Genomic DNA, 23,411 nt, shown 5'->3' with positions numbered 1-23,411 from the left:
GGGATCAGAGGTCTTCGGCGACGATGCGTTCGCCGATCTTGCCGAAGGTGCGGCAGAAGGCCTCGAACTCGTCGGCCGTGAGCGATTCGATGACGAGCCTGCGGACGGCGCGGTCTCGCTCATCGAGGATCGGTTGGACGACTGCCTTGCCCTCGTCGGTGATGCAGACCCATTTCTGGCGACCGTCGATGTCACCGTTGTCGACCCGGTCTACGTAGCCCTTGTCGATGAAACGCCCCACCTGACGGGAGACCGTGCTGACCGGTATCTGAGTTGCTTCAGCGAGATCACTGATCCGCATCTTGCCGTAGCCTCCGAGGACTTCGAGCACACGCCAGTCGGCACTGGGCAGCGCGGAGGACGAGTCGATCTGCCGGAACAGCGACCGGTACAGCACCCACCCACCGGTCACGAACTGCTGCCACAACTCCCGCTCGCGGCCGTCGAGAATCGTCTCGACCTGTTCTGCATCGGACAACCTCACACCTCCTCGGGAGAATGTTGCACAGCCAACTTTCGTCGTCCTCACCTTACGGTCGGAGGTCGGCGGCACGACAATCGCCGTCGGCTGGTCAGCCGAACGACCCGAGCACCCGCACGAGCTGGTCCACCTCGTAGGGAGTCGAGTACATCCCGAGGCCGACGGACACGGCGCCTCCAGCCTCGCTGACGCCGATCGCGTCGAGCGCCCGGCTCGGCAGGTCGAACGAAGCACTTATCCCGTTGTCGTTCAGCCTTCCGCACACTTTCGAGGCCGCGACCCCCTTCACCACGAAGCTGACGAGCGGAACACGGTGGGTGTCGACGCCGATCACGTTCACGTGGCCGAGGCTGTCCAGCGAGGACACCAGGTAGAAGGCCAATCGCTGCAGGTACTCGTAAGTGCTGTCCATCGACATCGTCAGACGACGACGCCTGGTCCCCGACGCGTTCGACTCCAAACCCGCCAACAGGTCGACCGAGGCGACGACACCGCTCAGCAGCGCGGCCGGAGCTGCGGCCACCTCGAGTCGTGCCGGACCGACGGCGTGGGGATTCAGCGACACGTTGGTCAGCGAATCCATCATCGACCGATTGGAGAACACCATCGCGGCCATTCGCGGTCCGCCCCACCGCTCTGCGCTGACGACCACCACGTCCGCCCCGAGTTCACTCATCGTCAACGGCACGAACGGCGCCGCGTTGGTGGCGTCGACCACGAGCAGCGCGCCGGCCGCGTGCGCGTGGCCCGCGATCTGGCCGATGTCGGTGATCGCGCCGGTCGTCGACGACGCCAAGGTCACCGCGACGACCGTCGTCCGATCGGTCACCAGATGCGAGTACTGCCAGGGCGGGAGCGTGCCCTGCTCGACGTCCACTTCGGCCCACCGGACGGCGGACCCGTGGCGCGCGGCGCCCCGCAGCCAGGGCACGATGTTCTCTTCGTCGTCGAGCCGGGACAGAACGATGCCGTCGCCGATCCATCGGGTGACCGGAAGTGCGTCGACGAGCGCGCACACCACCGCGGCACGCGACGGCCCGAAAACGACGCAATCGGGGTCGGCGTCGAGAAGGTCGGCGATCGCGGACCGCGCCTGGGCGGTCATCGCGGCGGCCTCCACCGACTGGCGCGACAGTCCGCCGCCGGGGACGGGGAACGAACGTATTCCTCTGGCCACCGCCGATCCGACAGCATCCGGTATCTGCGTTCCGTTCTGCGAATCGAGATGAATCCAGCCGTCGCCCAGTGAGGGGAACAGTCCCCGGACGGAGGCGACGTCGAACGGCATGGCACCACGATAGTCAATGCGGACGACGCCGAACGTCGCAGGACGTCCGCCCGGCACAGGCACAATGGAGGCATGCTTCCCGAGATGTTCGGCACCTCATTCCCCGGCAATCCGATGGCACCCGGACCGTCGAACCCCGACGACGAGCCCATCGTCGAGTTCGGAACGCCTGCGGCCTCGTCGGAGACCGCAGGCGACCCGGTCACGGCGATGGTCGAGCAACCCGCGAAGGTGATGCGGATCGGGACGATGATCAAACAACTCCTCGAAGAGGTTCGCGCGGCTCCGCTCGACGAGGCGAGCCGCCAGCGACTCGCCGACATCCACCGCACGTCGATCGGCGAACTCCAGGACGGTCTCGCCCCGGAACTGCGGGAAGAGCTCGACCGTCTGGCACTTCCCTTCTCCGACGACGCGACGCCTACGGATGCGGAGCTCCGCATCGCTCAGGCTCAGCTCGTCGGGTGGCTCGAGGGTGTCTTCCACGGCATCCAGACCGCCCTGTTTGCGCAGCAGATGGCGGCCCGCGGGCAGCTCGAGCAGATGAGGCAGGGAGTACTGCCGCCTGGCGTGGGTGACATGTCCGACAACCACAGCACCGGCCAGTACTTGTGACCCGCCGGTATGCTGTGACGTTGTGTCAGCCGTAGCCAATGACGGCGGAGCACCCGGCCGGACCATTCCGCCGGCTCCGCCCACCTCGGATTCGCGAACCTTCGCACGAGGCGTCCAAGACCTCATCGAGGGCTTCCGCACCTCCGAACTCTGGCTGCATCTCGGCTGGACCGACATCAAGCAGCGATACAAGCGTTCCGTCCTCGGTCCCCTGTGGATCACCATCGCGACCGGCGTCACGGCCGTCGCGATGGGCATCCTGTACGGCGAACTTTTCCACCAGGACATCAAGACGTTCCTGCCGTACGTGCTGCTGGGCTTCATCTTCTGGGGATTCATCGAGACCACCGTCCTCGACGGTTCGGTGGTCTTCTCCACCAACGAAGGCCTGATCAAGCAGCTGCCCGCGCCGATCAGCGTCCATGTGTACCGGGTGGTGTGGCGCAGTCTCATCATCTTCGCGCACAACATCGTCATCTACGCGATCGTGTTCGCGATCTTCCGGCCGCCGGTCGACTGGTCTGCCCTTCTGGTCATCCCGGCCGTCGGACTCTTCGTGCTGAACGCCATCTGGGTGACGGTGGTGTTCGGGATCCTGTCGACCCGATTCCGCGACATCGGCCAATTGCTGACCACTGCCGTCCGCCTCGTGTTCTTCATGACGCCGATCATCTGGTCGGCCAAGACTTTGAGCGACGTCGGAGACTCCGGTTCGAGCAAACTGAAGTACGTCGAACTCAATCCGATGTTCCACTACCTGGAGATCGCACGCGGTCCGCTGCTCGGCGACCACGTCGAGTTCTATCACTGGGGCATCGTGCTCGGCTGCACCGCGGTCGGCTGGATAGCCGCACTGCTGGTGATGCGCAATTTCCGCGCCCGCGTGGCGTACTGGGTTTAGGAGCAGCCGTGGCAGACAACACCGACATCAGAGTCGACACGTGGGATGCGTGCGTCGACTTCCCCATCTTCGACGCCAAGACCCGCTCGCTCAAGAAAGCGGTCGTCGGCGCGGCCGGCGGCATCATCGGGTCGAACGGCTCGAAGACCGTCGTCGTCGAAGCACTCCGCGACATCAACCTGCACCTTGAACACGGCGACCGCGTCGGGCTCGTCGGCCACAACGGCGCGGGCAAGTCGACACTGCTGCGACTGTTGTCGGGCATCTACGAGCCGACTCGAGGCGCTACCAAGGTCACCGGTCGGGTGGCGCCGGTCTTCGATCTCGGCGTCGGCATGGACCCGGAGATCTCCGGGTACGAGAACATCCTGATCCGTGGCATGTTCCTCGGCATGAGCCGTCGGGAGATGCTCAAGAAGACCGATGAGATCGCGGAGTTCTCCGAGCTCGGCGACTACCTCGAGATGCCGCTGCGAACCTACTCGACCGGTATGCGCGTCCGCCTCGCGTTGGGAGTCGTGACCAGCATCGACCCCGAGATCCTCATCCTCGACGAAGGCATCGGCGCAGTGGACGCCGAGTTCATGAAGAAGGCCCGTGTCCGTTTGCAGGCCCTCGTGGAACGTTCGGGCATCCTCGTGTTCGCGAGCCACTCGAACGAGTTCCTCGCCCAGCTGTGCGATCGCGCCCTCTGGATCGATCACGGCCAGATCCGCATGGACGGCGGCATCGAAGAGGTCGTCGGCGCCTACCAGGGCCCGGACGCCGCCGCTCAGGTCCGCAAGGTCCTCGCCGAGACCGGCAAGGACGTCGCCAAGTGACCATGGTCGTAGGCGTCGTCGTCACCCATAAACGACGCGAACTGCTCGCCGAGTCGCTCGCCGTCCTCTCGAGCCAGGACCGTGCGCTCGACCACCTGATCGTCGTCGACAACGCCGCGGAACCCGAAGTCGGAGAGCTCGTCACGAGTCAGCCGATCCCCACGACGTACATCCCGTCGCAGCACAATCTCGGCGGTGCGGGCGGTTTCGCCCTGGGCATGCTGCATGCGTTGGCGCTCGGCGCCGACTGGGTGTGGTGCGCCGACGACGACGGCCGACCGGAAGGCCCCACCGTCCTGTCGACGCTGCTCGCCTGCGCCGATCGCCACCGGCTGGGCCAGGTGTCGCCGGTTGTGGTGAACATCGACTCACCCGACGATCTCGCGTTCCCCCTGCGACGCGGCCTGGTGTGGCGGCGGAAGCGGTCGGAACTGTTCTCGGGCGACGGCGAGTCGACGTCGGACGATCTGCTGCCCGACATCGCGTCGCTGATGAACGGCGCTCTCTTCTCCGTCGACACGCTCGAGAAGATCGGCGTCCCCGATCTCCGCTTGTTCTTCCGGGGCGACGAGGTGGAGATGCATCGTCGTCTCGCACGGTCCGGAATCGCCTTCGGAACCTGCCTGACCACCGCGTACCTCCATCCGGACGGCAGCGATGAGTTCCGTCCCATCCTCGGCGGGCGCATGCACACCCAGTACCCGGACAACGACGTGAAGCGCTACTTCACGTATCGCAACCGCGGCTACCTGATGAGTCAGCCGGGCATGCGCAAGCTCCTCCCCCAGGAGTACGCGCGGTTCGGTTGGTTCTTCCTGGTCCAGCAGCGCGACGTCGCAGGCTTCCGCGAATGGATGCGGCTGCGGAAGCTCGGCCGGTCGGAGCGCTTCTCCCGCCCCTGACGCTCAACCGTCACCTCCCGCTCGCTCATTGAGCGCCTTACGTCTCGCTGCGCTCACTAAAGACCGACGCAGCGAGTCGAATCATCGATTCCGTCGACACAAAATAGAACATGTTCTAGTGTGGGCGTCATGCGATTCACGTACGCCGAGGCGATGACCGACATCAGCTACTACGCACCGCTCGCGCAGGCGGCCGAGTCCGTCGGCTTCAACGGCATCACGGTCCCCGACTCCGTCGCCTACCCCGAGGAGTCCGACGCTACGTACCCGTACACGCCGGACGGCGACCGCGGCTTCCTCGAGGACAAGGACTTCGTCGAGACGTTCATCCAGTGCGCGGCTCTCGGCGCGGTGACGACCACCCTGCGTTTCCTGCCGTTTGTACTGAAGCTCCCCATCCGACCGCCGGCCCTGGTCGCGAAACAGGCGAGCTCGATCGCCGCACTGACGAACAACCGCCTCTCGCTCGGCGTCGGCACCAGCCCGTGGCCCGAGGACTACGACATCATGGGCGTCGACTTCAAGCGCCGCGGCAAGCGCATGGACGAATGCATGGACATCATCCGGGGTCTCACCTCCCCCGGGTACTTCGAGTTCCACGGCGAGTTCTACGACATCCCGAAGATCAAGATGTCGCCCACGCCGACCGAACCGATCCCGCTCCTCGTCGGCGGCCACGCCGACCTCGCACTCAAGCGAGCCGTGATTCGCGGAGACGGCTGGATGCACGGCGGCGGACCGGGTGAGGAACTCGATGCGCTGCTCGACAAGATCAACAAGATCCGCAAGGCCGAGGGCAAGGAGAACGATCCGTTCGAGATCCACGTGATCTCGATGGACGCTTACACCGTCGACGGCTGCAAGCGCCTCGAGGACAAGGGCATCACCGATGTCATCGTCGGCTTCCGAGTGCCCTACGTCCGCGGCAACGACACCGAGCCGCTCGAGGCGAAGATCCAGAACATGACGTGGTATGCGGAGAATGTCATCGCGAAGGTCAACGGCTGACGCCGTCCTGCTTCTTACTCTTCGGTAGAATGGTCCCTCATGACAGTCACCGGATCTGAGCGCGTCCAAGCCATCGAGGCATCGATCGGCCAGACGTACACCACCCAGGACTATTACGAGGTGGGCCGCGAGAAGATCCGCGAGTTCGCACGGGCACTGCACGACGACAACCCGGTTCACTGGGACGAGGCCAAATCTGCCGACGCCGGGCACGACAAGCTGCTGGCACCGTTGACGATCGTCGTCCTCGACGGCACCAAGGCGCAGGCGCAGCTGTTCGACACGGTGGTGCCCGGCGATCTGCTCAAGTCCGGTGTCCTCCAGGTGGAGCAGAGGTTCATCTTCCACAAGCCGATCACTGCGGGCGACCGCTTGAAGTCGGATGTGTCGATGGACTCCTACAAGTCTGTCGCGGGTGCGGAGTTGTTCACAGGCAAGACAGTGATCCGCGACCTCGACAAGGGCGTCATGCAAGAGTCGTGGACCACGCTCGCAGGCCCCGGCGAGACCGGAGACGGCCTCACCGCCGAGTTCATCTCGATGGTCGACGACGTGATGTTCACGCCGACCGCGTCGCACGAACTGCCGCTCGTTCCTACCGAAGCAGCCGACATCCCCGAGCCCGGTTCGCACGCCTTCGCCTACGGCGCGATCCCGTTCGACTCGGTCAGCGAGGGGCAGGAGATCCCTCCGCGCACCCAGCGCTTCACACGCGGTGATCTCGTCAATTACGTCGGAGTCGCGGGCGATCCGAACCCGATTCACCACAGCGACGAGCTCGCCGCCGCGGCCAAGCTCGACTCCGTCGTCGCCCAGGGCATGCTGACGCTCGGCACCGCCGCGGGTTACCTGTCGGCTTTCGTCGGCGATCCGGCTGCCTTCATCGAGCTCAGCGCACGCTTCTCGAGTGCAGTGTATGTACCGCCGAACGAGCCTGCGTTCGTCGAGTACACGGCCAAGATCAAAACGCTCTACCCCGAGACCAAGCGCGGCCTGATCACATTCGGCGCTTCGGTCAACGGCAAGCGCGTATTCGGCAAGTGCACGGCGCTGGTTCAGTTCTCCTGACCCGACGACAGCCGAGTCAGCGACGTCACATCAGCTTGGCGAAGCCGCCAACGCCGAACTGAACCGTTCGTAGATCTCGTCAACGGCCGACCGACCGTTGAAGACAGGCCGAGAGTACGACAACGTGTGTGCACCCGACCGCAGGAAGATCGCGGCATCAAACCCGTCTTTGGCGAACGCTCCCACCGTCCCGAGGTCACCGACATCGATGAAAGATCGCAGGTCCGACGCAACAGTGAACGCCGGTCGGCCGCCGACGGCCTCATAGAGCTGACCACTGTCGGTGCGCCACCTGCTGCCGAGCGCTGCGCTCATGAGCTCAGCGAAGTCATGTGCGATCGGCGGCAGTTGGACGGCGGCGCGAGCATCGCCGGATGCGGCACGCCAGCCGACCTCTTGGAGACGGCCTGCGAGGTTGGCGACACCTGCGATGTCGATTCGCCCCATCAACTTGAGAAGTGCTGCAAGCGCCTGCATTTCGCCGGTTGGGTCGGGGATCATCATGAGAAGGCGCGACACGGTCTCGTAGTCGAGGTTCGCCGCCATAGACACCCACGGTTCGAGCTGGCGGTTCAGCGACTGAGCGGTCGCGTGCGCCGCATGCACGTCGTGCCGACCGAGCTGATTCGACAGCGTGCGCAGATCACGCCCGATTCTCGCGAAGTCGGTCGCGGTCAACGCCTGCACCACGGTCAGAACCTGCGATACCGCGTAACTCGATTTCAGGGGGCCCATGCTGGTCGACGCGGCCACCAGAGCCTGCTCGTCGTACTCGGACAACGGCGCGATCAGCCCGGCGAGCCGCGCCACGGCGTCGGCCACGCGTCGAGCCACCAGGGTGTCTCCGGTCTTGGAGAGCTGAGCACTCAACGACACTGTCGTGCTCGCAGCCTCGAGTATCCCCGTTGTGTCCATCCCCGACAGCGCCCGCAGCACCGCCGCCGCGTCCGGTCCTCGCCCAGAGTCGAACGCCGCCGACTCGTTCACAGAGTGACCGAGCCAGCCGTCTGAATCCACAATCGGTCGGAATGTCGAGACGACTGTCCGCGCCAGGTGTGACAACTCTGCCACCGACGCTGCGTCGAACTCTCCGGAATGTTGGATCCGGACGAGTCGGCGCACCGAGGCCCGCGCTCTCGCGAGGTCGACGCTCGACGCGTCCGACACCAAGAACGCCAAGTCGGCGGGGTCACCTTTCACAGGAGACCCGAGAAGTCGCCCGAGTTTCGCGAGGATGGGGTTTCGGTTCGTCACGTTGCAGTACAGGTCCGTCCTGCTGCAAAGCCAGAAGATCGTGTCAGACGTTGCGCCGTACCCGCCGGGGCGGTCACCGGCGATTCCGCGCCCGGTGACGTCAGGACCGATGACTGGCGAATCGCCCCGTTTCGGATCAGCGAGCAGCCCGACCGAGATCAGAGATCGCTCCGGTATCGGACCTTGTCCGTGCCCGATCCGCCACGCGACATCGCCTGCGACATCGGCACCTTGCGAATACCCCGCCAGTACGGTCCGCGAGTCAGGGCACCGTTCCAACAGGGCCGACACCTTCGCAACGCCGTCGACCTCCGACTCGGCGTACGTCTTTCCGTTGTCGAACGCGCTCGCCTCGTACGCAGGGTAGACAATCTCCAGGTCACTGCCGAACTCAGCAGCCAATCGCTTCCCGACTGCAGCCAGCAGGCCTCGGGGGGCCTGCGGATTCGCCGACACCGAGGTCTCCCACGTACCTGGCACAAGGTAGGCCATTAGCGGCGCGCACCCCGTGTCAGCCTGTGAATGCGGCGGGACAGCGACCGTCCACGCGACTGCAATCGCAGTACTGACTGCTATTCCTCGACTCACTATCGCGAGTCGTCGTTCCCCCCAAAGCATTGGAACTCTCACCTAACTGGCTGAACTCACTGACCGGTTTCATGGTTGGGGACACGTCAGCGCTTCTCAGGCATCGAAATTGAAAGGATGCGCCCACAGTCCGTCTCACCCCACGAGAGACGGACTGTGGGCGTCTCGGCTAGCCGGCGAGCTCGCCGAAGACAATGATGTTGTCCTCGCTCGCCCCCTGCGCAGAGTCGAACTGGCCGCCGCACGTCACCAGCGCGATACCGGAGCCCTTCGGAGCGCGGGACAACACCTTGTTCAGGGCCGCCGGATCGGACTTGCTGACTCCGGACACCACCTTGGTCACAAGAAACCGAATCTTGGTGCCCTTCTTCGACGCGACAACGATCGACTTACCTGGTCGCAGTTTCCCGATGTCGTTGAACACGCCGTAACCACCTCCGACCTGGGTATGGCCCAGCACTACCGCCATCCCGTCAGATCCCGGTTTCGGACCGTCGGACCACCAGGTCGTCGTCTTCATTCCTTCTGGAATCCCGAAGCTCGGCACCTCGTGACCGAGGAACTTCGCGTACTCCATGACGGTGCCCTTAGGCTCGACGACCGCATTCATCTTCAGCGACGGGATTGTGAGTCTCGCCGGGACGATTCCGCCACTGGCCTTCGGCGGAACCACAGTCGGCTGTTCGATGACAGGGGTCGTCGGCACCGAAGCGTTCTGCTCGGCGCCACCCCCGAAGACACCCCCGAGCGCGAGCGCGCCGACAGCCAGAACAATCGCTGCAATGACTGCGCCGATCGCGATCTTCCAACCCCGGCCGGCACCCGGCCTGTCTGCAGAGTCGTCCCGTTCCACGAGATCAAGCGGCTGATCCTCGGGCCGGTGACGACCGCCCCGACTATGCTCCGGTTCCACCGGTCGCCGCCTGAATCGGATACGTGATGGTTCCACGCGGGTACGTACCCTTCGGATACGTAGGCTGCGTCGGGTTCTTCGGGGTCGTCGTCGGGGCACTCGTGCCACTCGGAGTGGTCGTCCCACTCGGCGTTGTTGACGAGGACGGCGCGCTCGTAGAACTCGACGGTTCTGACGTGGACGGCTCCGTGGTCGACGTCGACGGCTCGGTCGTCGAGGAAGACGGCTCCGTGGTCGACGGCTCGGTTGTCGTCGAGTCTCGAACCCACCAGCACATATTGCCCCCGGTGTTCGAGAACATCACGGATCGCTCAAGGATCGCGGTTCCCTTCTTTGCAACGAACTCCGGGTAGCCGCAGCCTCCCTTCAGAAACGGTTCGCCGTCGACGAGGGCATCGTCGAAGCTGGCAGTGGTGCACACATTCACGATGGTGGGGTTGTCGACAGTCCCGAGCGGAACACCCGTGAGGGCGTAGTCCTGAACACCGTTCAGGTCCGGTCCCCCAACCGGAGTGAGGGTTCCTGGCGAACCCGGGCAGATCTCAGTCGTGATCGAGGTGCCGTCGTCTGGTGTCGTCAAGTAGACAGGCATCCGCACGATACGAGTCGTCGAGCCCTCGACGCCGCAGTCCAGATACGTCAATTGGTGCGTGTCGTTCTCGTACGGCCCCACCCCGACTCCGCCCTGCCCGACGTCGTTGCTGATCTGCAGGCCGGGACCCGAGCAGGTCGTGATCGTGTTCGGCCCCTGGGGAATCATGTCGGCGTGGGCCGGTGGCCCCTCGAACAGCAGCAGGGACGCCCCCGCGGCCAGTACGCTGCCCGCAGCGATTGCTGCGCCCCTCTGCCACTTCACACGGCGAGTCCGTGTCCCGAGCTCGGTGTTGTGAATCATCTCGACTCCCTGTTCTCTAGCGCTCTCAGCGATCAGCCCATTCAATCGAGCTAATCAGTAGCGAATTTCATCCTCGACAGCACGTTAGACAACTCGCTAGGTAAAAGTCACCACAAACTCGGTCAATTCGGTACGTTATTGCACAACTCGTTGTGTATTTCATACGTTCGGACGACACCGGGCACATTTTCGGCAAGCACAATCGCAGCAGCGGAAATGCGAGCTGCCGCCACTCGCCTCCCCTAGAGTCATTGCATGTTCGGTCTCCTTGCGCCCTGCGGGCATCTTCTGGACGACGAGTTACGTGGAGAATGGCGCGCCCATCTATGCGGGTTGTGTCTGTCACTGCGTGACGGGCACGGGCAGGGGGCGAGGCTGGCCACCAACACCGACACAGTCATGGTCTCGGTGCTCACCGCCGCGCAGCGGGTCCCTGCCGCGCACACCCGGACGGCGGGGCCCTGTGCGCTGCGCGGGATGCGGAGCGCCGATGTAGTGGTGGCCGGCGACCCAGGCGTCAGCTTGGCGACCACCGCGTCGTTGACGTTGGCGACGGCGAAGGCCCGCGATGTGGTCGCCGAACAGCGGTTGGGTCTGGCAACTCGGTCACCGATCAGGTCGCAGGCCGCGCGCGTGGCGGCGAATGCACTCCGGACCCGAGCCGATCGCACGACGACCACGACTCTCGACGTCGATTCCGTGTTGACTGCCCTGGACCGGCAAGCCGGCCTCGAAGCCGGGCATGCCGACCTCACCGCTCTCACCGAACCGACCGCGACCGCGTGCGCCGAGGTCTTCGCGGCGAGTGCAGACCAGGCCGGAGCTCCCGAGAATCGGGACGTGTTGGCAGCGATCGGCGCCGACTACGGCCGACTCGCACATCTGCTGGACGCGGTCGAGGACCGCGACGCCGACGCTCAGGGCGGAGCGTTCAACCCGCTGATCTCAACCGGGACGTCCGACCAGCAGGCCCTTGACCACGCCGGGATGCTCGCGGATCGGATCGCCGAGCGCTACGAGCAGCTCACGCTGCACGACGACCGTCTGCTCCGCGTTCTTCTTGTGAAGGGCGTCGCTCAGGCAGTGCGGAGACGGCATCACCTCCGGGCTCATCGTCACATCGACATCCTGGGCGCCGGTCAAACGACGTGGCCGCCGCTCCGGCCTCCGACATGGCCGGAAGGCTGGCCGTACCCGCCGCCCTTTCCGCCGAATCGGAGGTTCCACCAGCGGATCCTGCCCTTCGTCGGGAACTCATTCTGCGGGGCGGGCTGGTTCCGCGACCACTGGAACCACTGCAGCGACAAGTGGGTCGACCCGTCGTGCGACGACTGCGACTGCGACTGCTGCGATTGTTGCGACTGCAGCTGACTGAACGGGTCAGATCACTTGATTCTGAAGATCACTGCCCGCTGGACGACGAAGTTGATGGCCGTCGCGACGCCCTGGGCGATGCAGAACGCCAGCGCGACCATCAGGAACGCGGTTCCCCACTCGTGCATCAGCCAGTTGTAGAGACCGACATTGACGAAGAACGTCACGGCGTACAGCAGGACGACGGCGACGAACCGGGCCCTGCTCGGTTCCGCACGGAACGTCCACCGACGGTTGATGAGGTAGGCGATCGTCGTCCCGAGGATGAAGCCTGCGGCTTTAGCCAGCCAGAACGGGGCGCCGAAGGCCTCCTGGAGCAGCAGGGTGAGACCGAAGTCGAACACTGCGGACAGGGCGCCGGTCGCGACGAAGCGAATCAACTGGGTCTTCAGGTCGACACTTGTCGACGCCTCCTCGTCGTCGAACGGCAGCTCGATCGGCATCGGGGCATGGCGAGTCGCGAAGTCGTCATGCGACGGATGTTCACCAGGTGTTGGTTCGGGCACCGATTCAGGGTAGCCGCCGAAACTGAGCAGATCCGTTATGAATGCGTTGTGACGCAGGTCTAATGTCATCCCCTATGAGCTTCTCCATTCGTTCTCGGTTCTCGCGCGCACTTGTCGCCGCTGCACTCGCCGTGGTCGCGACGGCAGGCACGGCTCTCATCGCTCCGCAGGCGCACGCCGACGACGCCGCCACCGGCGCACCGGTATGGTCCGGCCTGGATGCAAGGGCCTACAACGGCCCGATCGGCGCGCACGGCACCCTGATCTCGAAGACTCCGCTCGACCAGTCGGTCACGCTGCCCGCCGCGGGCCAGGCCTACCGAGTCCTGTACGCGTCGACCGACGTACACGGAAAGCCCGCAGTGAGCACCGGCGCGATCTTCCTGCCGAAGCGTCCCGCTCCGAAGGGCGGCTACAAAGTCGTCGCCTGGGCACACGGCACCGTTGGACTCGGGGACAACTGCGCTCCGTCGGCGCAGCCCCGCAGTGAACGCGACGTGGCGTACCTCGGTCACTGGCTGAATCAGGGATACGCCGTCGTCGCCACCGACTACGTCGGCCTCGGCACCCCCGGCCTGATGAGCTACTTGAGCGGCGCAGTGCAGGCGTCGTCGACTGTCGACTCGGTGATCGCCGCGCAGAAGGCGGGTCTGCCGCTGAGCCGGACCTGGGCCATCGTCGGACAGTCGCAGGGCGCAAGCGCCGCCCTCAACGCAGCTCGACGCGCGACGTCGATCTCCCGAGGCTCCGGCCTGGACTACCGCGGCGTGGTCGCGACCGGCACCCCCGCCAACATCGAGCACATCGTGTGGCAGGCCGGTCCGTCGTTCCCGCCGATCGGCATGCCTGCCGGACTGTCGACGTACTCGGCGTACATCCTCGCCGGCTTCGGCGACGCACGTCCCGACCTTCACCTCGACCGCATCCTGAGCGCCAAGGGACGCAGCGTGGTCGCCGAGGCGAAGACCCTCTGCTACCCGGAGCTGCACGCCAAGATGACCGGTGCGAAGGTCAACTCCTGGTTCACCCGCCCGATCTCGTCGATTCCGGGCGTCCAGGCGGCTCTCGTCAAGTACATGAGCACGCCGTACTCGGGATACGACCGCCCGATCTTCCTCGGTCAGGGGCTCAAGGACATGGACGTCCCCGCACCATCGGCACTGTCGCTGTACGCACAGATGCGTGCCGCCGGACAGCCCGTCGACCTGCACATCTACCCGACGCAGGATCACTCCGGAACGGTCCTCGCGTCCATGAAGGACTCCACACCGTTCCTCGCGCGCATCATGCGCTGAGCCTGCTGTCTGCTCCTTGAGTGAACGAAGTGAGTCGAAAGGTCCGTCGTTACGACCTTTCGACTCGCAAGCTCGCTCAAGGAGCAGAGGGGCACCTGCGCTCACGGAGACAGGGAGTCTGCGCTCACGGAGAGGGGGTCTGCGCTCACGGAGAGGGGCCTGGCTCAAGGAGCAGTGGGGCCCCCGGGGGCGGGGTCGACGGGCGTCGCGGCCGTTCTGTTCGGCTTCACCACCAGGATCGGCTTGCTGCACTCGATGAGCAGATACTGCGATGTCGAGCCCATGAAGAGCTTCCCGACCTGGGTGCGTCGGCGCATCCCGATCACCAGGACGTCGGCGTCGTCGGCGTCCATCGCACGCAGCAGTTCCTCCGACGGATCGGCTCCGATCGGCTGCCTGATCTCGAATTTGATCCCTGAGCGGCTCAGGCGCGCCTGTACCTCGGCGATCTCGTCGGCATCCACCATCCGCTGCCCACGTCCAGTCGACACCGCGCTGATCAGCAGCATCGAGGTGTCTCGGACGGTCGCTTCGACAATGCCCTGTTCCAGGCAGGCTCGGCCCGCTGAACCGCCTGCATATCCGACGACGATCATGCGTTTCCTTTCGAACCCCTCTGCTCAAAGAATGTAGACGACCGTCACGACAGGGACCTTCTGACGTGACGGGCGGGTAACCTCTACTTCGATGACGAACACAGACCTTCTCCCGATCCAGACCCGCACGCTGATGGGCTGGGGGCGGACCATGCCGACGCAGGCGCACGTGCTGTCGACGCCGTACCCCGAGGTCATCGCCGACGCCGTCGCACGCGTCGCCGACCACAACGCCGACAAGCCGTCGTACCTCAAGCGCGGTGTCATCGCGCGTGGTCTCGGCCGCTCGTACGGCGAGAACGCTCAGAACTCGGGCGGGCTCACCATCGACATGACCCAGCTGACGCGGATCTACAGCATCGACGACGAGACCGCCATCGTTGATCTCGACGCCGGCGTCGACCTCGACACTCTGATGCGCGTCGCTCTGCCTCACGGCCTGTGGGTTCCCGTTCTGCCCGGCACTCGCCAGGTGACGATCGGTGGCGCCATCGGCTGCGACATCCACGGCAAGAACCATCACAGCTCTGGCTCCTTCGGCAATCACGTCGTTGAGATCACGCTGCTCGTCGCGTCCGGCGAGATCCTCACCCTCACCCCCGAGGGCAGCAGCGACGACCCCGACGCGTCGATCTTCTGGGCGACCATCGGCGGCATCGGACTCACCGGCATCATCCTGCGCGCCAAGATCAAGATGACGCGCACCGAGACCGCGTACTTCATCGCCGACGGCACCGTGACCAAGAGCCTCGACGAGACCATCGCGCTGCACATGGACGGTTCCGAGGAGAACTACACGTACAGCTCCGGTTGGTTCGACGCGATCAGCAAGCCTCCGCGCCTGGGACGTGGAACGTTCTCGCGCGGCAGCCTCGCCCGCCTCGACCAGTTGCCGGACAAGCTCGCGAAGGATCCGCTGAAGTTCGACGCGCCCACACTCGTCAACTTCCCGGACATCTTCCCCAATGGCCTGGCCAACAAGATGAACTTCTCGATGGTCGGCGAGGCGTACTACCGCATGGGCGGGAACTACCAGGGCAAGGTCCAGAATCTGACGCAGTTCTATCACCCGCTCGACCTGTTCGGGAACTGGAACCGCGCCTACGGTTCGAAGGGCTTCCTGCAGTACCAGTTCATCGTGCCGCCGGAGGCCGTTGAAGAGTTCAAGGGCATCATCTACGACATCCAGGCGTCCGGACACGTCAGCTTCCTGAACGTTTTCAAGCTGTTCGGTGAGGGCAACCAGGCGCCGCTGAGCTTCCCGATGCCCGGCTGGAACATCTGCGTCGACTTCCCGATCAAGCGCGGCCTGCACGAGTTCGTCTCCGAACTCGACCGTCGTGTCATGGAGATCGGCGGCCGGCTCTACACAGCGAAGGACTCGCGCACCACCGCCGAGACTTTCCACGCCATGTACCCGCAGGTGGACGAGTGGATCGCGACCCGTCGTCGAGTGGACCCGAATCAGGTGTTCATGTCCGACATGGGCCGTCGTCTCGAACTCGTCTGACCGCTGCACAACACAAGAAAGCAGATCCACATGTTCAACGCCGTCGGCGTTCCGCAGTCCATCCTGATCCTCGGCGGGTCGTCTGAGATCGGCCTGGCCATCGCATCGGAGTTCCTCACCAAGGGACCGATGCGGGTGGTCCTGGCAACGGTTCCGAACGATCCCGCGGCGCAGGCCGCTGTCGCGCAGATGACCGATGCGGGCGCGTCGTCCGTCGAGCAGATCGACTTCGACGCCCTCGCCACCGACACGCACCGCGACGTGATCGAGAAGGCATGGGCGAACGGCGACATCGACGTCGCGATCGTCGCCTTCGGCATCCAGGGCGACGACGAGCAGGCCTGGCAGGACCAGAAGCTCGCCGTGCTCGAGGCGAACATCAACTACACCGCGGCCGTCTCGGTCGGTGTGCTCCTCGGCGAGAAGATGCGCGAGCAGGGCCACGGCCAGATCATCGCGATGAGCTCGGTCGCCGGCGAGCGCGTCCGCCGCTCCAACTTCGTGTACGGCTCCACCAAGGCCGGCCTCGACGGCTTCTACCTCGGACTCGGCGACGCACTGCGCCCCGAGGGTGTCCGCGTCCTCGTGATCCGCCCCGGTCAGGTCCGCACCCGATTGTCGGCACACGTCGCCGAAGCGCCGTTGACCGTCAACAAGGAGGACGTGGGACGTCTCGCGGTCGCCGCCGTCGACAAGGGCAAGGAGATCGTCTGGGTCCCCGGTCCGTTCCGGTTCATCATGATGGCGCTGCGCCACATCCCGCGTCCGGTGTTCCGCAAGCTGCCCATCTGATCTCCCGTGCAGTCCACCGCCCCGACACAGATCCTGAAGAACCGCCGCCTGCGCGACGTTGTTGAACTCGGCGGCGCCGTCGTATTGGCCGCGATCGCCGCCTACGTCGGCCTGAAGGTGATCGGGGCGGTCGGGTGGCCCGCGTTCAACACGTCGAACGTGACGCGAGCCCTCACCACCCTCGGCCAGGGTGTCACCATCGTCCTGGCCGCCGTAGCCGTGATCGCGTACCGGTACGGCCGGTCACCGCTGGTCACATCGCTGGTGTCCTCACTCGCGTCGGCACTGCTGGTGATCGTCACCCTCGGCATGCCACTCGGCGCCACCAAGCTGTATCTGTTCGGACTGTCTGTGGACCAGCAGTTCCGCACGGAGTACCTCACCCGTCTCACCGACAGTCCGCATCTCGCGGACATGACGTACGACGGTCTGTCGCCGTATTACCCGGCATCGTGGTTCTGGTTCGGCGGACGTTTCGCCAACGTCGTCGGGCTGCCCGGCTGGGAGGCGTACAAGCCGTGGGCCATCCTGTCGATCGCGGTCGCCGCGGCCCTGGGCACCGCGTTGTGGAACCGGATGGTCGGCGTCGGAGTCGGAACCGCCGTCGGCCTCGCGTCGACGGCCGTTGCGATCGCTTACGCCTCCCCTGAACCGTATTCGGCGACGTTGATCCTCGTCGGCGTGCCCATGATGGTGGTCGCCGCATCAGCGATCCGCGGGCGCGGTCGACTCGCCGACGGCCCGTCGACCATCGGTGAGACGAACTGGCTCGCGGTGGCAGCAGTCGGGGTGTTCCTCGGCGTCTCCGCCACCGTGTACACGCTGTACACGGCACTGTTCGCGGGCACCGTAGTCCTCATGGCGCTCGGCGGCCTCGTCCAGGTGTTCCTGTCGACCCGGAACTCCGCCGTCGACTCCTCCGCGGACGCCCGTGCGCGGTACCTCGCGGTGATCGTGCGGCTGGCCGCCGCCGGGATCCTCTCCGGCCTGTTTGCGCTCATCGTGTGGGGTCCGTACCTGCTGGACCGAGTCTCGGCCACCGTGCCGGTGTCGGGAAGCGCGGAGCATTATCTGCCCGAGAACGGCGCGATCCTCGGCCTGCCGATGTTCCAGACCAACCTGATCGGGGTGCTCACCCTCATCGGTCTCGTCTGGGTGCTTCTGCGCGTCCGTCAGCGGACCATCGCGGCGGCGCTCGGCTGGACCTTGTTGGGTGTCGTCGGCCTGACCGCCATGTCACTCGCACTGACGGCTATCGGCACCACGCTGCTGTCGTTCCGGCTCGAGCCGATCACCGCTGTTGTGCTGGTCGCGGGAGGCGTGTTCGGGATCGTCGAGCTGTCGCGTCTCGCCGTCCGTCGTTTCGGCGACGTTCGCACCGTGATCGGCGTACTCGCCGCCGTGTTCGCGATCGCCCTCACGCAGGCGATTCCCGCGCACCTGTCGTCCGAGATCACCACCGCCTACACCGACACCGACGGCTACGGAAAGCGAGCCGACCAGCACCCGGCCGGCGCTGAATCGTACTACCCCGAGATCCACCGGCTGATCCGCGAGCAGACAGGTCGGCCGGCGAATCAGAATGTGGTTCTGACCGCCGACTTCGGTTTCCTCTCGATCTACCCGTATTGGGGCTTCCAGGGCCTGACCTCGCACTATGCGAATCCGCTCGCAGAATTCGACAGGCGCGCCGCAGCCATCGAAGAATGGTCGAAGGCCACGTCGACCGCTGAGCTGATGACCAAGATGTCGGCCACACCGTGGCGCAAGCCCGACGTTTTCCTCTTCCGCTACAGCGCCGACGGCTACACGCTGCGCCTCGCGAAGGACGTGTTCCCGAACGACCCGAACGTGAGCCGATACAACGTGACGTTCTCCCCCGTCGTGTTCGACGACCCGGCGTTCACGGTCACCGAAGTCGGGCCGTTTGTGCTCGTCGTGAAGAAGGGCTGACACGAATGGCCTCGTTGACGGTCTCGTCGATCTCCGACGGCGACGTCCGCACTCACTTCGTGTCGACGGCGACGGTCAACTGGGTGATCTTGCAGGACGATTCCGGCGTCACCCTGATCGACGGCGGCTACCCTGGGCACGCGTCGGCCGTCGTCGAATCGTTGAATCGGATCGGGAGCGCCCCTGAGGAGATCCGAGGCGCGCTCCTGACCCACGCACACGTGGACCATCTCGGCGGTATCGCCGCACTCCGACGCGGACATTCGTTCGACGTGTTCGCCGACCCCGACGAGGTCGGTCACGCGCGCCGGGACCTACTCGAGCAGGCCTCACCCACGGACATCGCCCGGATCGCATACCGGCCGCGTGTCCTACGGTGGTTGAGTGAGGTAATGCCGCTTGGCGCGCTCGACAAGACGGGCGTCGCAGACGCCCTGCCGTTCACTGACCTGTCGGCGCTTCCCGGTTCACCGGTGGCCGTGCCTACCCATGGCCACACACGCGGCCACAGCGCGTTCGTCGTCGGCGGCGGAGAGATCGCGGTGACCGGAGACGCTCTGATCAGCGGTCACATGATCTCTGCTGTCGCCGGACCTCAGTGCATCGGTCACGTGTTCACGCACGACGTCCCGGCGAATGAGGCTGCAGTGGCATCGCTGGCCGCATTGGACGCGACGGTTGTGATGCCTGGGCACGGCCCACTGCTCCGCGGTGACATCGCGGTCTTCGTCGAACAGGCGTTGACCCGCTCCTCCGACTGACCGCGTCGTCTACCACCACGTACTTCGCCGATTCCCGCTGTTGTCGCCGAGTTCTCGGCGCATACGCGTCGATACGACGAACAGCCCGCTCGTGTACCCAGCACCACACCCCTCGATCGGTGCTGGGTCCACGAGCGACGTTCTCAGCGTGCTGCGGGAGCGCCTGCGGGGCGACGCGCGCTGCGACGGCGGCGCGGGTTGACCGCGGCGGCACCGTGCTCGCGAGTCGACGACTGCTCGCCGCGGCCACTGCTCTGCCGCTGGCTCTGGCTCGAGCCCTGCGCCTGGCCCTGACCACGACGACCACGGCCGGTGCCACGCGAGCCGCGCCCCTGACCGGAACGCGCCTGACCCTGGCCCGAACGCTGCTGCTGCGCGGGAGCCTGCACGGGAAGGTGACGCAGAGGAGCATGCTCGCCCACGAGTTCGGTCACGGCGTCCGACGTCGCGGTCACCTGCTGGCCGGGCACCTTGATGGCGGCCTTCTGCAGAAGCTTCCGGAGATCGCCCCACTGCTCGGGCAGGCAGATCGTGACGACGTCGCCCGACGAGCCGGCGCGAGCGGTACGACCCGAACGGTGCAGGTACGCCTTGTGCTCGGCGGGCGGGTCCACGTGTACGACCAGTTCCACGCCGTCGACGTGCACTCCACGGGCCGCCACGTCGGTGGCGACGAGGACCTTCGCGCCCTCCGGCGCCGCGAACGACGCGAGATTCCGGTCGCGCTGCGCCTGTGAGAGGTTGCCGTGCAGATCGACGGCCGGGATGCCGTCGGCTGTCAACTTCTTGGCGAGCTTCTTGGCCTGATGCTTGGTGCGCGTGAAGAGGATGCGACGACCGGTGCCGGACGCGAGGACACGGACCAGCTCGGTCTTCTCGGCGGTGGTCCCGACGCGGAACACGTGGTGCGTCATCTGCGCGACCGGCGATGTCGCGTCCTCCAGCGAGTGAGTGACGGGGTTGTTGAGGAAACGCTTGACGAGCTTGTCGACGCCGTTGTCGAGCGTCGCCGAGAACAGCATGCGCATGCCGCCGGCCGGGGTCGCCGCGAGGATGCGGGTGACGACGGGAAGGAAGCCGAGGTCGGCCATGTGGTCAGCCTCGTCGAGCACCGTGATCTTCACATCGTCGAGAGAGACGATGCGCTGCTTCATCAGGTCTTCGAGGCGACCCGGGCAGGCCACGACGATGTCGGCGCCGGCACCAAGCGCACGTTCCTGCCGAGCCTGCTTGACACCGCCGAACACGGTGGTCACGCGGAGCCCGACGACGTCGGCGAGCGGTTCGATCTGGGTGGCGATCTGCGTCGCGAGTTCACGGGTGGGCGCCAGGACCAGTCCGGTCGGGCGGCCGGGGCGACGCTTCACGCCTGCTTCGGCGAGGCGAACAACGAGCGGAACCGCGAAGGCGACGGTCTTACCGGAGCCGGTCTTGCCGCGGCCGAGCACATCACGGCCCGCAAGGGTATCGGGGAGCGTGTGCTCCTGGATGGGGAATGCCGAGGCCTTGCCGTCGGCGGCGAGGGCGTCGACGATGGGTGCGGGCACGCCGAGATCAGCGAATGAAGTCATGAAACAGCCTTTGCGGGCAAGGATCACAGCACGGCAGAAACTGCCGATGTGTGATCGGTTGGCGAAACGCGCGAGTTGGCGTGTCGGTTCGCCGTATGAATTTTCACGCACCCAGCGACCACAGCGAGGTGATCGGGGTCTGCGTGGAAGCGTTCTACGACGCACGGCGCGGCGCGCCGAATGGAATCAGTCTACGCCACAACCGGACGGGGACCGTCATTCATGGGATGAATGCGACGGGGGACACATCTCGACTGCGCTCGATGAACGAACCTGACAGGGCTCGATGAGCGAAGAGTCAGCGGATCAGGGTCGCCGCGCGGCGGACGGCGAATTCGTAACCGGCGACGCCGAACCCGGCGATCACCCCGGACGCGATCGGCGAGATGTATGAGTGATGCCGAAACGCCTCACGAGCGTGCACGTTGCTGATGTGCACCTCGATGATCGGCACCTCGGGGATCACCAGGGCGTCGGCCAGCGCCACCGAGGTGTGCGTCCACCCGCCGGGGTTGATCACGATCGCCGACACCTCACCGCGAGCGGCGTGGATCGCGTCGATCATCTCGCCCTCGTGGTTGGTCTGAAACGCCCGGAGACCGAACCCTTCGTCGGCGGCCGTGCGCTCGGCGAGGGCGACGACGTCGGCCAGTGTGTCCGAACCGTACACGTCCGGCTGGCGTGTTCCGAGCGTGTTCAGGTTCGGCCCGTTGAGCAGCAGGATCGGCAGATCGGTCATGCCGCCAACCCTAGTGTCGCGTGTTGAGAATTCCTAGACGGTCGGTGGTGGGCGCCGCCAACTATCAAGGAACTCTCGACACGCGACACCAGAGCGTCACACCTGGCCCGCGTGAGCGCGCAACGCGTCCGCGATCACGCCGGGGAGCGGTTCGGAGGTCTCCGTGTCGCGGGCGATGTTCACATATGTGATGTCCACGTCGCAGACGGGCGCCGCGGCGCACGACATCGTGTACCGCAGGGCGAAGCTCGACCGTCCGACGTGGCTGCAGGTCACGTCCACGTCCACGACGTCGTCGAAATGAGTCGGCTTGCGGAAGTTGATCTCCGCTTTCACCAGCGACGGATCGAACCCGATGGCGCCGAGGTCTTGAAAGCGGTGGCCGAGAGCACGCAGGAACTCCGTCATGGCCACATCGGCGATCTCGAGATAGCGGGCGTTGAACAGGAATCCCTGCGCATCTGTCTCGTGATATCGGATCTGATGGCGGTAGACGTGCATGACTTCCTTTCATCGGCGGGATGCCCCGATCGGCCGGCTCTGGTAGCGGTGGAGGGTGGACTCGACAACCGTCGAGATCACCACATCTGTAGGAAGGGAGGATTCCTTGACCACTGCGAATGACACAACCACGGACCCATCGACGCGCGCCATGCGTTCGACGAACGTGCATGATCGCTATCCGACGCGGCTTCACGAAGCCGCCCCGATGGTGCGGCGACCCGACCCCGTCGTCTGGGGCACGGTCGACGGCCCGTTCACCGCCGACGAGATCCACGACTACAGCACCAAAGGCTTCCACATCGAGGACGGGCTCCTGACACCCGCTCAGGTCCAGGAGTGTTGGACCGAGTTCGACCGGCTCACCGGCGACCCCGATGTCGCGGCTTCGGGCGCCGTCATCCGCGAGCCGAACGGCGACGCGGTCCGCTCGATCTTCGCCGTCCACCGGCACAGCCCGGTGATCGACGCGTTGGCCCGCACCCCGCGGATTCTCGACCGAGCGAGACAGATCCTCGGTTCGGAGGTCTACATCCACCAGTCCCGCATCAACGCGATGCCCGGCATGGTCGGCACCGGTTTCGGGTGGCACTCCGACTTCGAGACATGGCACGCCGAGGACGGTCTGCCGACGCCGAGGGCCGTGAGCGTCTCGATCGCGCTCACCGACAACTTCGCGTTCAACGGCGGACTCATGTTGATGCCCGGCGCACACCGCACGTTTGTGCCGTGTGTCGGACAGACGCCCGACGACAACTTCCGCGAGTCCCTGCAGCGGCAGCGGGTCGGGGTTCCCGACGACGACACGGTGTTCGAGCTCGGCTACGAACACGGAATCGAACAGTTCACCGGTGCCGCCGGTTCGGCGCTGTTCTTCGATTCCAACTCCATGCACGGATCGAGCAACAACATCACCCCGTACTCGCGGGCGAACGTGTTCCTGGTGTTCAACAGCGTGCACAACGCTCCTACCGCGCCGTTCGCAGCGACGCGTCACCGGCCGTCGTACATCGCCGACCTCGACACGACGCCGCTGACGCCGTTGCCGCGCACAGTGTTTTCCTGAGGTTCGCTCGACA

Annotated in this window: 23 protein-coding genes; 14 read left to right on the top strand and 9 right to left on the bottom strand. The window is 65.4% G+C overall.

Features of this window, described 5'->3' with window-relative positions; all coding sequences use genetic code 11:
• Window positions 1–4: 4 nt before the first annotated feature.
• The gene (locus JVX90_RS19470; RefSeq protein WP_240193970.1) at window positions 5–478 is read right to left on the bottom strand and encodes a MarR family transcriptional regulator; all 474 of its coding nucleotides are present in this window, start codon (window positions 476–478) and stop codon (window positions 5–7) included.
• 94 nt (window positions 479–572) lie between these two features.
• Window positions 573–1,769 carry an aminotransferase class V-fold PLP-dependent enzyme gene (locus JVX90_RS19465; RefSeq protein WP_205330293.1) on the bottom strand — a complete coding sequence of 399 codons (1,197 nt, stop codon included), beginning with the start codon at window positions 1,767–1,769 and terminating at the stop codon, window positions 573–575.
• Window positions 1,770–1,841: 72 nt separating this feature from the next.
• Between JVX90_RS19465 and JVX90_RS19460 the strand changes: the two genes are divergently transcribed.
• The 6 genes from JVX90_RS19460 to JVX90_RS19435 all read left to right on the top strand — a co-directional run bounded on the left by JVX90_RS19460 (window position 1,842) and on the right by JVX90_RS19435 (window position 7,084).
• The gene (locus tag JVX90_RS19460; RefSeq protein ID WP_205330292.1) at window positions 1,842–2,384 is read left to right on the top strand and encodes a bacterial proteasome activator family protein; all 543 of its coding nucleotides are present in this window, start codon (window positions 1,842–1,844) and stop codon (window positions 2,382–2,384) included.
• Window positions 2,385–2,448: 64 nt separating this feature from the next.
• Window positions 2,449–3,285 carry an ABC transporter permease gene (locus tag JVX90_RS19455; protein ID WP_205332510.1) on the top strand — a complete coding sequence of 279 codons (837 nt, stop codon included), beginning with the start codon at window positions 2,449–2,451 and terminating at the stop codon, window positions 3,283–3,285.
• Between the two features lie 8 nt (window positions 3,286–3,293).
• On the top strand, window positions 3,294–4,106 hold the full coding sequence (locus JVX90_RS19450) for an ABC transporter ATP-binding protein (RefSeq protein WP_205330291.1): 813 nt from the start codon (window positions 3,294–3,296) through the stop codon (window positions 4,104–4,106).
• Window positions 4,107–4,108: 2 nt separating this feature from the next.
• On the top strand, window positions 4,109–5,008 hold the full coding sequence (locus JVX90_RS19445; RefSeq protein ID WP_205332509.1) for a glycosyltransferase family 2 protein: 900 nt from the start codon (window positions 4,109–4,111) through the stop codon (window positions 5,006–5,008).
• A gap of 129 nt (window positions 5,009–5,137) precedes the next feature.
• The gene (locus tag JVX90_RS19440; RefSeq protein ID WP_205330290.1) at window positions 5,138–6,016 is read left to right on the top strand and encodes a TIGR03619 family F420-dependent LLM class oxidoreductase; all 879 of its coding nucleotides are present in this window, start codon (window positions 5,138–5,140) and stop codon (window positions 6,014–6,016) included.
• A 39-nt stretch (window positions 6,017–6,055) separates the two neighbouring features.
• Entirely contained in the window at window positions 6,056–7,084 is a 1,029-nt protein-coding gene (locus JVX90_RS19435; protein WP_205330289.1) for a fused (3R)-hydroxyacyl-ACP dehydratase subunits HadA/HadB, read from the top strand.
• 30 nt (window positions 7,085–7,114) lie between these two features.
• Here the strand turns inward: JVX90_RS19435 and JVX90_RS19430 are convergent, their stop codons facing one another.
• On the bottom strand, window positions 7,115–8,818 hold the full coding sequence (locus JVX90_RS19430; RefSeq protein WP_205330288.1) for a cutinase family protein: 1,704 nt from the start codon (window positions 8,816–8,818) through the stop codon (window positions 7,115–7,117).
• A 277-nt stretch (window positions 8,819–9,095) separates the two neighbouring features.
• Window positions 9,096–9,779 carry a class F sortase gene (locus tag JVX90_RS19425; RefSeq protein WP_205330287.1) on the bottom strand — a complete coding sequence of 228 codons (684 nt, stop codon included), beginning with the start codon at window positions 9,777–9,779 and terminating at the stop codon, window positions 9,096–9,098.
• An 83-nt stretch (window positions 9,780–9,862) separates the two neighbouring features.
• On the opposite strand from JVX90_RS19425, the gene JVX90_RS19420 reads away from it, so the two are divergent.
• The gene (locus tag JVX90_RS19420) at window positions 9,863–10,192 is read left to right on the top strand and encodes a hypothetical protein (protein ID WP_205330286.1); all 330 of its coding nucleotides are present in this window, start codon (window positions 9,863–9,865) and stop codon (window positions 10,190–10,192) included.
• 797 nt (window positions 10,193–10,989) lie between these two features.
• Window positions 10,990–12,105 (top strand): DUF5685 family protein, encoded by a 1,116-nt coding sequence (locus JVX90_RS19415; RefSeq protein WP_205330285.1) that lies wholly within the window; start codon window positions 10,990–10,992, stop codon window positions 12,103–12,105.
• Window positions 12,106–12,119: 14 nt separating this feature from the next.
• Here JVX90_RS19415 and JVX90_RS19410 read toward each other — a convergent pair whose 3' ends face one another.
• Window positions 12,120–12,614: a GtrA family protein gene (locus JVX90_RS19410; RefSeq protein ID WP_240193969.1), complete on the bottom strand. Its 495-nt coding sequence runs from the start codon at window positions 12,612–12,614 to the stop codon at window positions 12,120–12,122.
• Window positions 12,615–12,688: 74 nt separating this feature from the next.
• On the opposite strand from JVX90_RS19410, the gene JVX90_RS19405 reads away from it, so the two are divergent.
• Complete coding sequence (locus JVX90_RS19405; RefSeq protein ID WP_205330284.1) at window positions 12,689–13,909, top strand: lipase family protein; 1,221 nt, start codon at window positions 12,689–12,691, stop codon at window positions 13,907–13,909.
• 164 nt (window positions 13,910–14,073) lie between these two features.
• Here the strand turns inward: JVX90_RS19405 and JVX90_RS19400 are convergent, their stop codons facing one another.
• Window positions 14,074–14,505: a universal stress protein gene (locus JVX90_RS19400; RefSeq protein ID WP_205330283.1), complete on the bottom strand. Its 432-nt coding sequence runs from the start codon at window positions 14,503–14,505 to the stop codon at window positions 14,074–14,076.
• A gap of 91 nt (window positions 14,506–14,596) precedes the next feature.
• Between JVX90_RS19400 and JVX90_RS19395 the strand changes: the two genes are divergently transcribed.
• Genes JVX90_RS19395 through JVX90_RS19380 form a run of 4 tightly spaced genes read left to right on the top strand, consistent with a single transcriptional unit; the run spans window position 14,597 to window position 19,521 of the window.
• Window positions 14,597–16,015, top strand: coding sequence for an FAD-binding oxidoreductase (locus tag JVX90_RS19395; protein ID WP_205330282.1), 1,419 nt, complete (start codon window positions 14,597–14,599; stop codon window positions 16,013–16,015).
• A 30-nt stretch (window positions 16,016–16,045) separates the two neighbouring features.
• On the top strand, window positions 16,046–16,807 hold the full coding sequence (locus tag JVX90_RS19390; protein ID WP_205330281.1) for a decaprenylphospho-beta-D-erythro-pentofuranosid-2-ulose 2-reductase: 762 nt from the start codon (window positions 16,046–16,048) through the stop codon (window positions 16,805–16,807).
• Window positions 16,808–16,813: 6 nt separating this feature from the next.
• Window positions 16,814–18,760, top strand: coding sequence for a galactan 5-O-arabinofuranosyltransferase (locus JVX90_RS19385; RefSeq protein ID WP_205330280.1), 1,947 nt, complete (start codon window positions 16,814–16,816; stop codon window positions 18,758–18,760).
• A gap of 5 nt (window positions 18,761–18,765) precedes the next feature.
• On the top strand, window positions 18,766–19,521 hold the full coding sequence (locus JVX90_RS19380; protein ID WP_205330279.1) for an MBL fold metallo-hydrolase: 756 nt from the start codon (window positions 18,766–18,768) through the stop codon (window positions 19,519–19,521).
• Between the two features lie 143 nt (window positions 19,522–19,664).
• Here JVX90_RS19380 and JVX90_RS19375 read toward each other — a convergent pair whose 3' ends face one another.
• The 3 genes from JVX90_RS19375 to JVX90_RS19365 form a co-directional block, all read right to left on the bottom strand.
• Complete coding sequence (locus JVX90_RS19375) at window positions 19,665–21,092, bottom strand: DEAD/DEAH box helicase (protein WP_205330278.1); 1,428 nt, start codon at window positions 21,090–21,092, stop codon at window positions 19,665–19,667.
• A gap of 298 nt (window positions 21,093–21,390) precedes the next feature.
• Entirely contained in the window at window positions 21,391–21,831 is a 441-nt protein-coding gene (aroQ, locus tag JVX90_RS19370) for a type II 3-dehydroquinate dehydratase (protein WP_205330277.1), read from the bottom strand.
• A gap of 96 nt (window positions 21,832–21,927) precedes the next feature.
• Window positions 21,928–22,332 (bottom strand): thioesterase family protein, encoded by a 405-nt coding sequence (locus JVX90_RS19365; protein WP_205330276.1) that lies wholly within the window; start codon window positions 22,330–22,332, stop codon window positions 21,928–21,930.
• A gap of 151 nt (window positions 22,333–22,483) precedes the next feature.
• Between JVX90_RS19365 and thpD the strand changes: the two genes are divergently transcribed.
• Window positions 22,484–23,398 (top strand): ectoine hydroxylase, encoded by a 915-nt coding sequence (gene thpD, locus JVX90_RS19360; protein ID WP_205330275.1) that lies wholly within the window; start codon window positions 22,484–22,486, stop codon window positions 23,396–23,398.
• The last annotated feature ends 13 nt before the right edge of the window (window positions 23,399–23,411 follow it).

Origin of the sequence: Gordonia sp. PDNC005 (genome assembly GCF_016919385.1) — a bacterium.
Classification (GTDB): domain Bacteria; phylum Actinomycetota; class Actinomycetes; order Mycobacteriales; family Mycobacteriaceae; genus Gordonia.
The sequence above is the reverse complement of the archived record's forward strand: the minus strand, read 5'-3'. Positions and strand labels throughout refer to the sequence as shown.

Coding starts and splice junctions, on each gene's coding strand:
- JVX90_RS19465 (WP_205330293.1), bottom strand. CDS start 1,769: ATGCCGTTCGACGTCGCCTCCGTCCGGGGACTGTTCCCCTCACTGGGC.
- JVX90_RS19460 (WP_205330292.1), top strand. CDS start 1,842: ATGCTTCCCGAGATGTTCGGCACCTCATTCCCCGGCAATCCGATGGCA.
- JVX90_RS19445 (WP_205332509.1), top strand. CDS start 4,109: ATGGTCGTAGGCGTCGTCGTCACCCATAAACGACGCGAACTGCTCGCC.
- JVX90_RS19440 (WP_205330290.1), top strand. CDS start 5,138: ATGCGATTCACGTACGCCGAGGCGATGACCGACATCAGCTACTACGCA.
- JVX90_RS19435 (WP_205330289.1), top strand. CDS start 6,056: ATGACAGTCACCGGATCTGAGCGCGTCCAAGCCATCGAGGCATCGATC.
- JVX90_RS19415 (WP_205330285.1), top strand. CDS start 10,990: ATGTTCGGTCTCCTTGCGCCCTGCGGGCATCTTCTGGACGACGAGTTA.
- JVX90_RS19405 (WP_205330284.1), top strand. CDS start 12,689: ATGAGCTTCTCCATTCGTTCTCGGTTCTCGCGCGCACTTGTCGCCGCT.
- JVX90_RS19400 (WP_205330283.1), bottom strand. CDS start 14,505: ATGATCGTCGTCGGATATGCAGGCGGTTCAGCGGGCCGAGCCTGCCTG.
- JVX90_RS19395 (WP_205330282.1), top strand. CDS start 14,597: ATGACGAACACAGACCTTCTCCCGATCCAGACCCGCACGCTGATGGGC.
- JVX90_RS19390 (WP_205330281.1), top strand. CDS start 16,046: ATGTTCAACGCCGTCGGCGTTCCGCAGTCCATCCTGATCCTCGGCGGG.
- JVX90_RS19380 (WP_205330279.1), top strand. CDS start 18,766: ATGGCCTCGTTGACGGTCTCGTCGATCTCCGACGGCGACGTCCGCACT.
- JVX90_RS19375 (WP_205330278.1), bottom strand. CDS start 21,092: ATGACTTCATTCGCTGATCTCGGCGTGCCCGCACCCATCGTCGACGCC.
- aroQ (WP_205330277.1), bottom strand. CDS start 21,831: ATGACCGATCTGCCGATCCTGCTGCTCAACGGGCCGAACCTGAACACG.
- JVX90_RS19365 (WP_205330276.1), bottom strand. CDS start 22,332: ATGCACGTCTACCGCCATCAGATCCGATATCACGAGACAGATGCGCAG.
- thpD (WP_205330275.1), top strand. CDS start 22,484: ATGCGTTCGACGAACGTGCATGATCGCTATCCGACGCGGCTTCACGAA.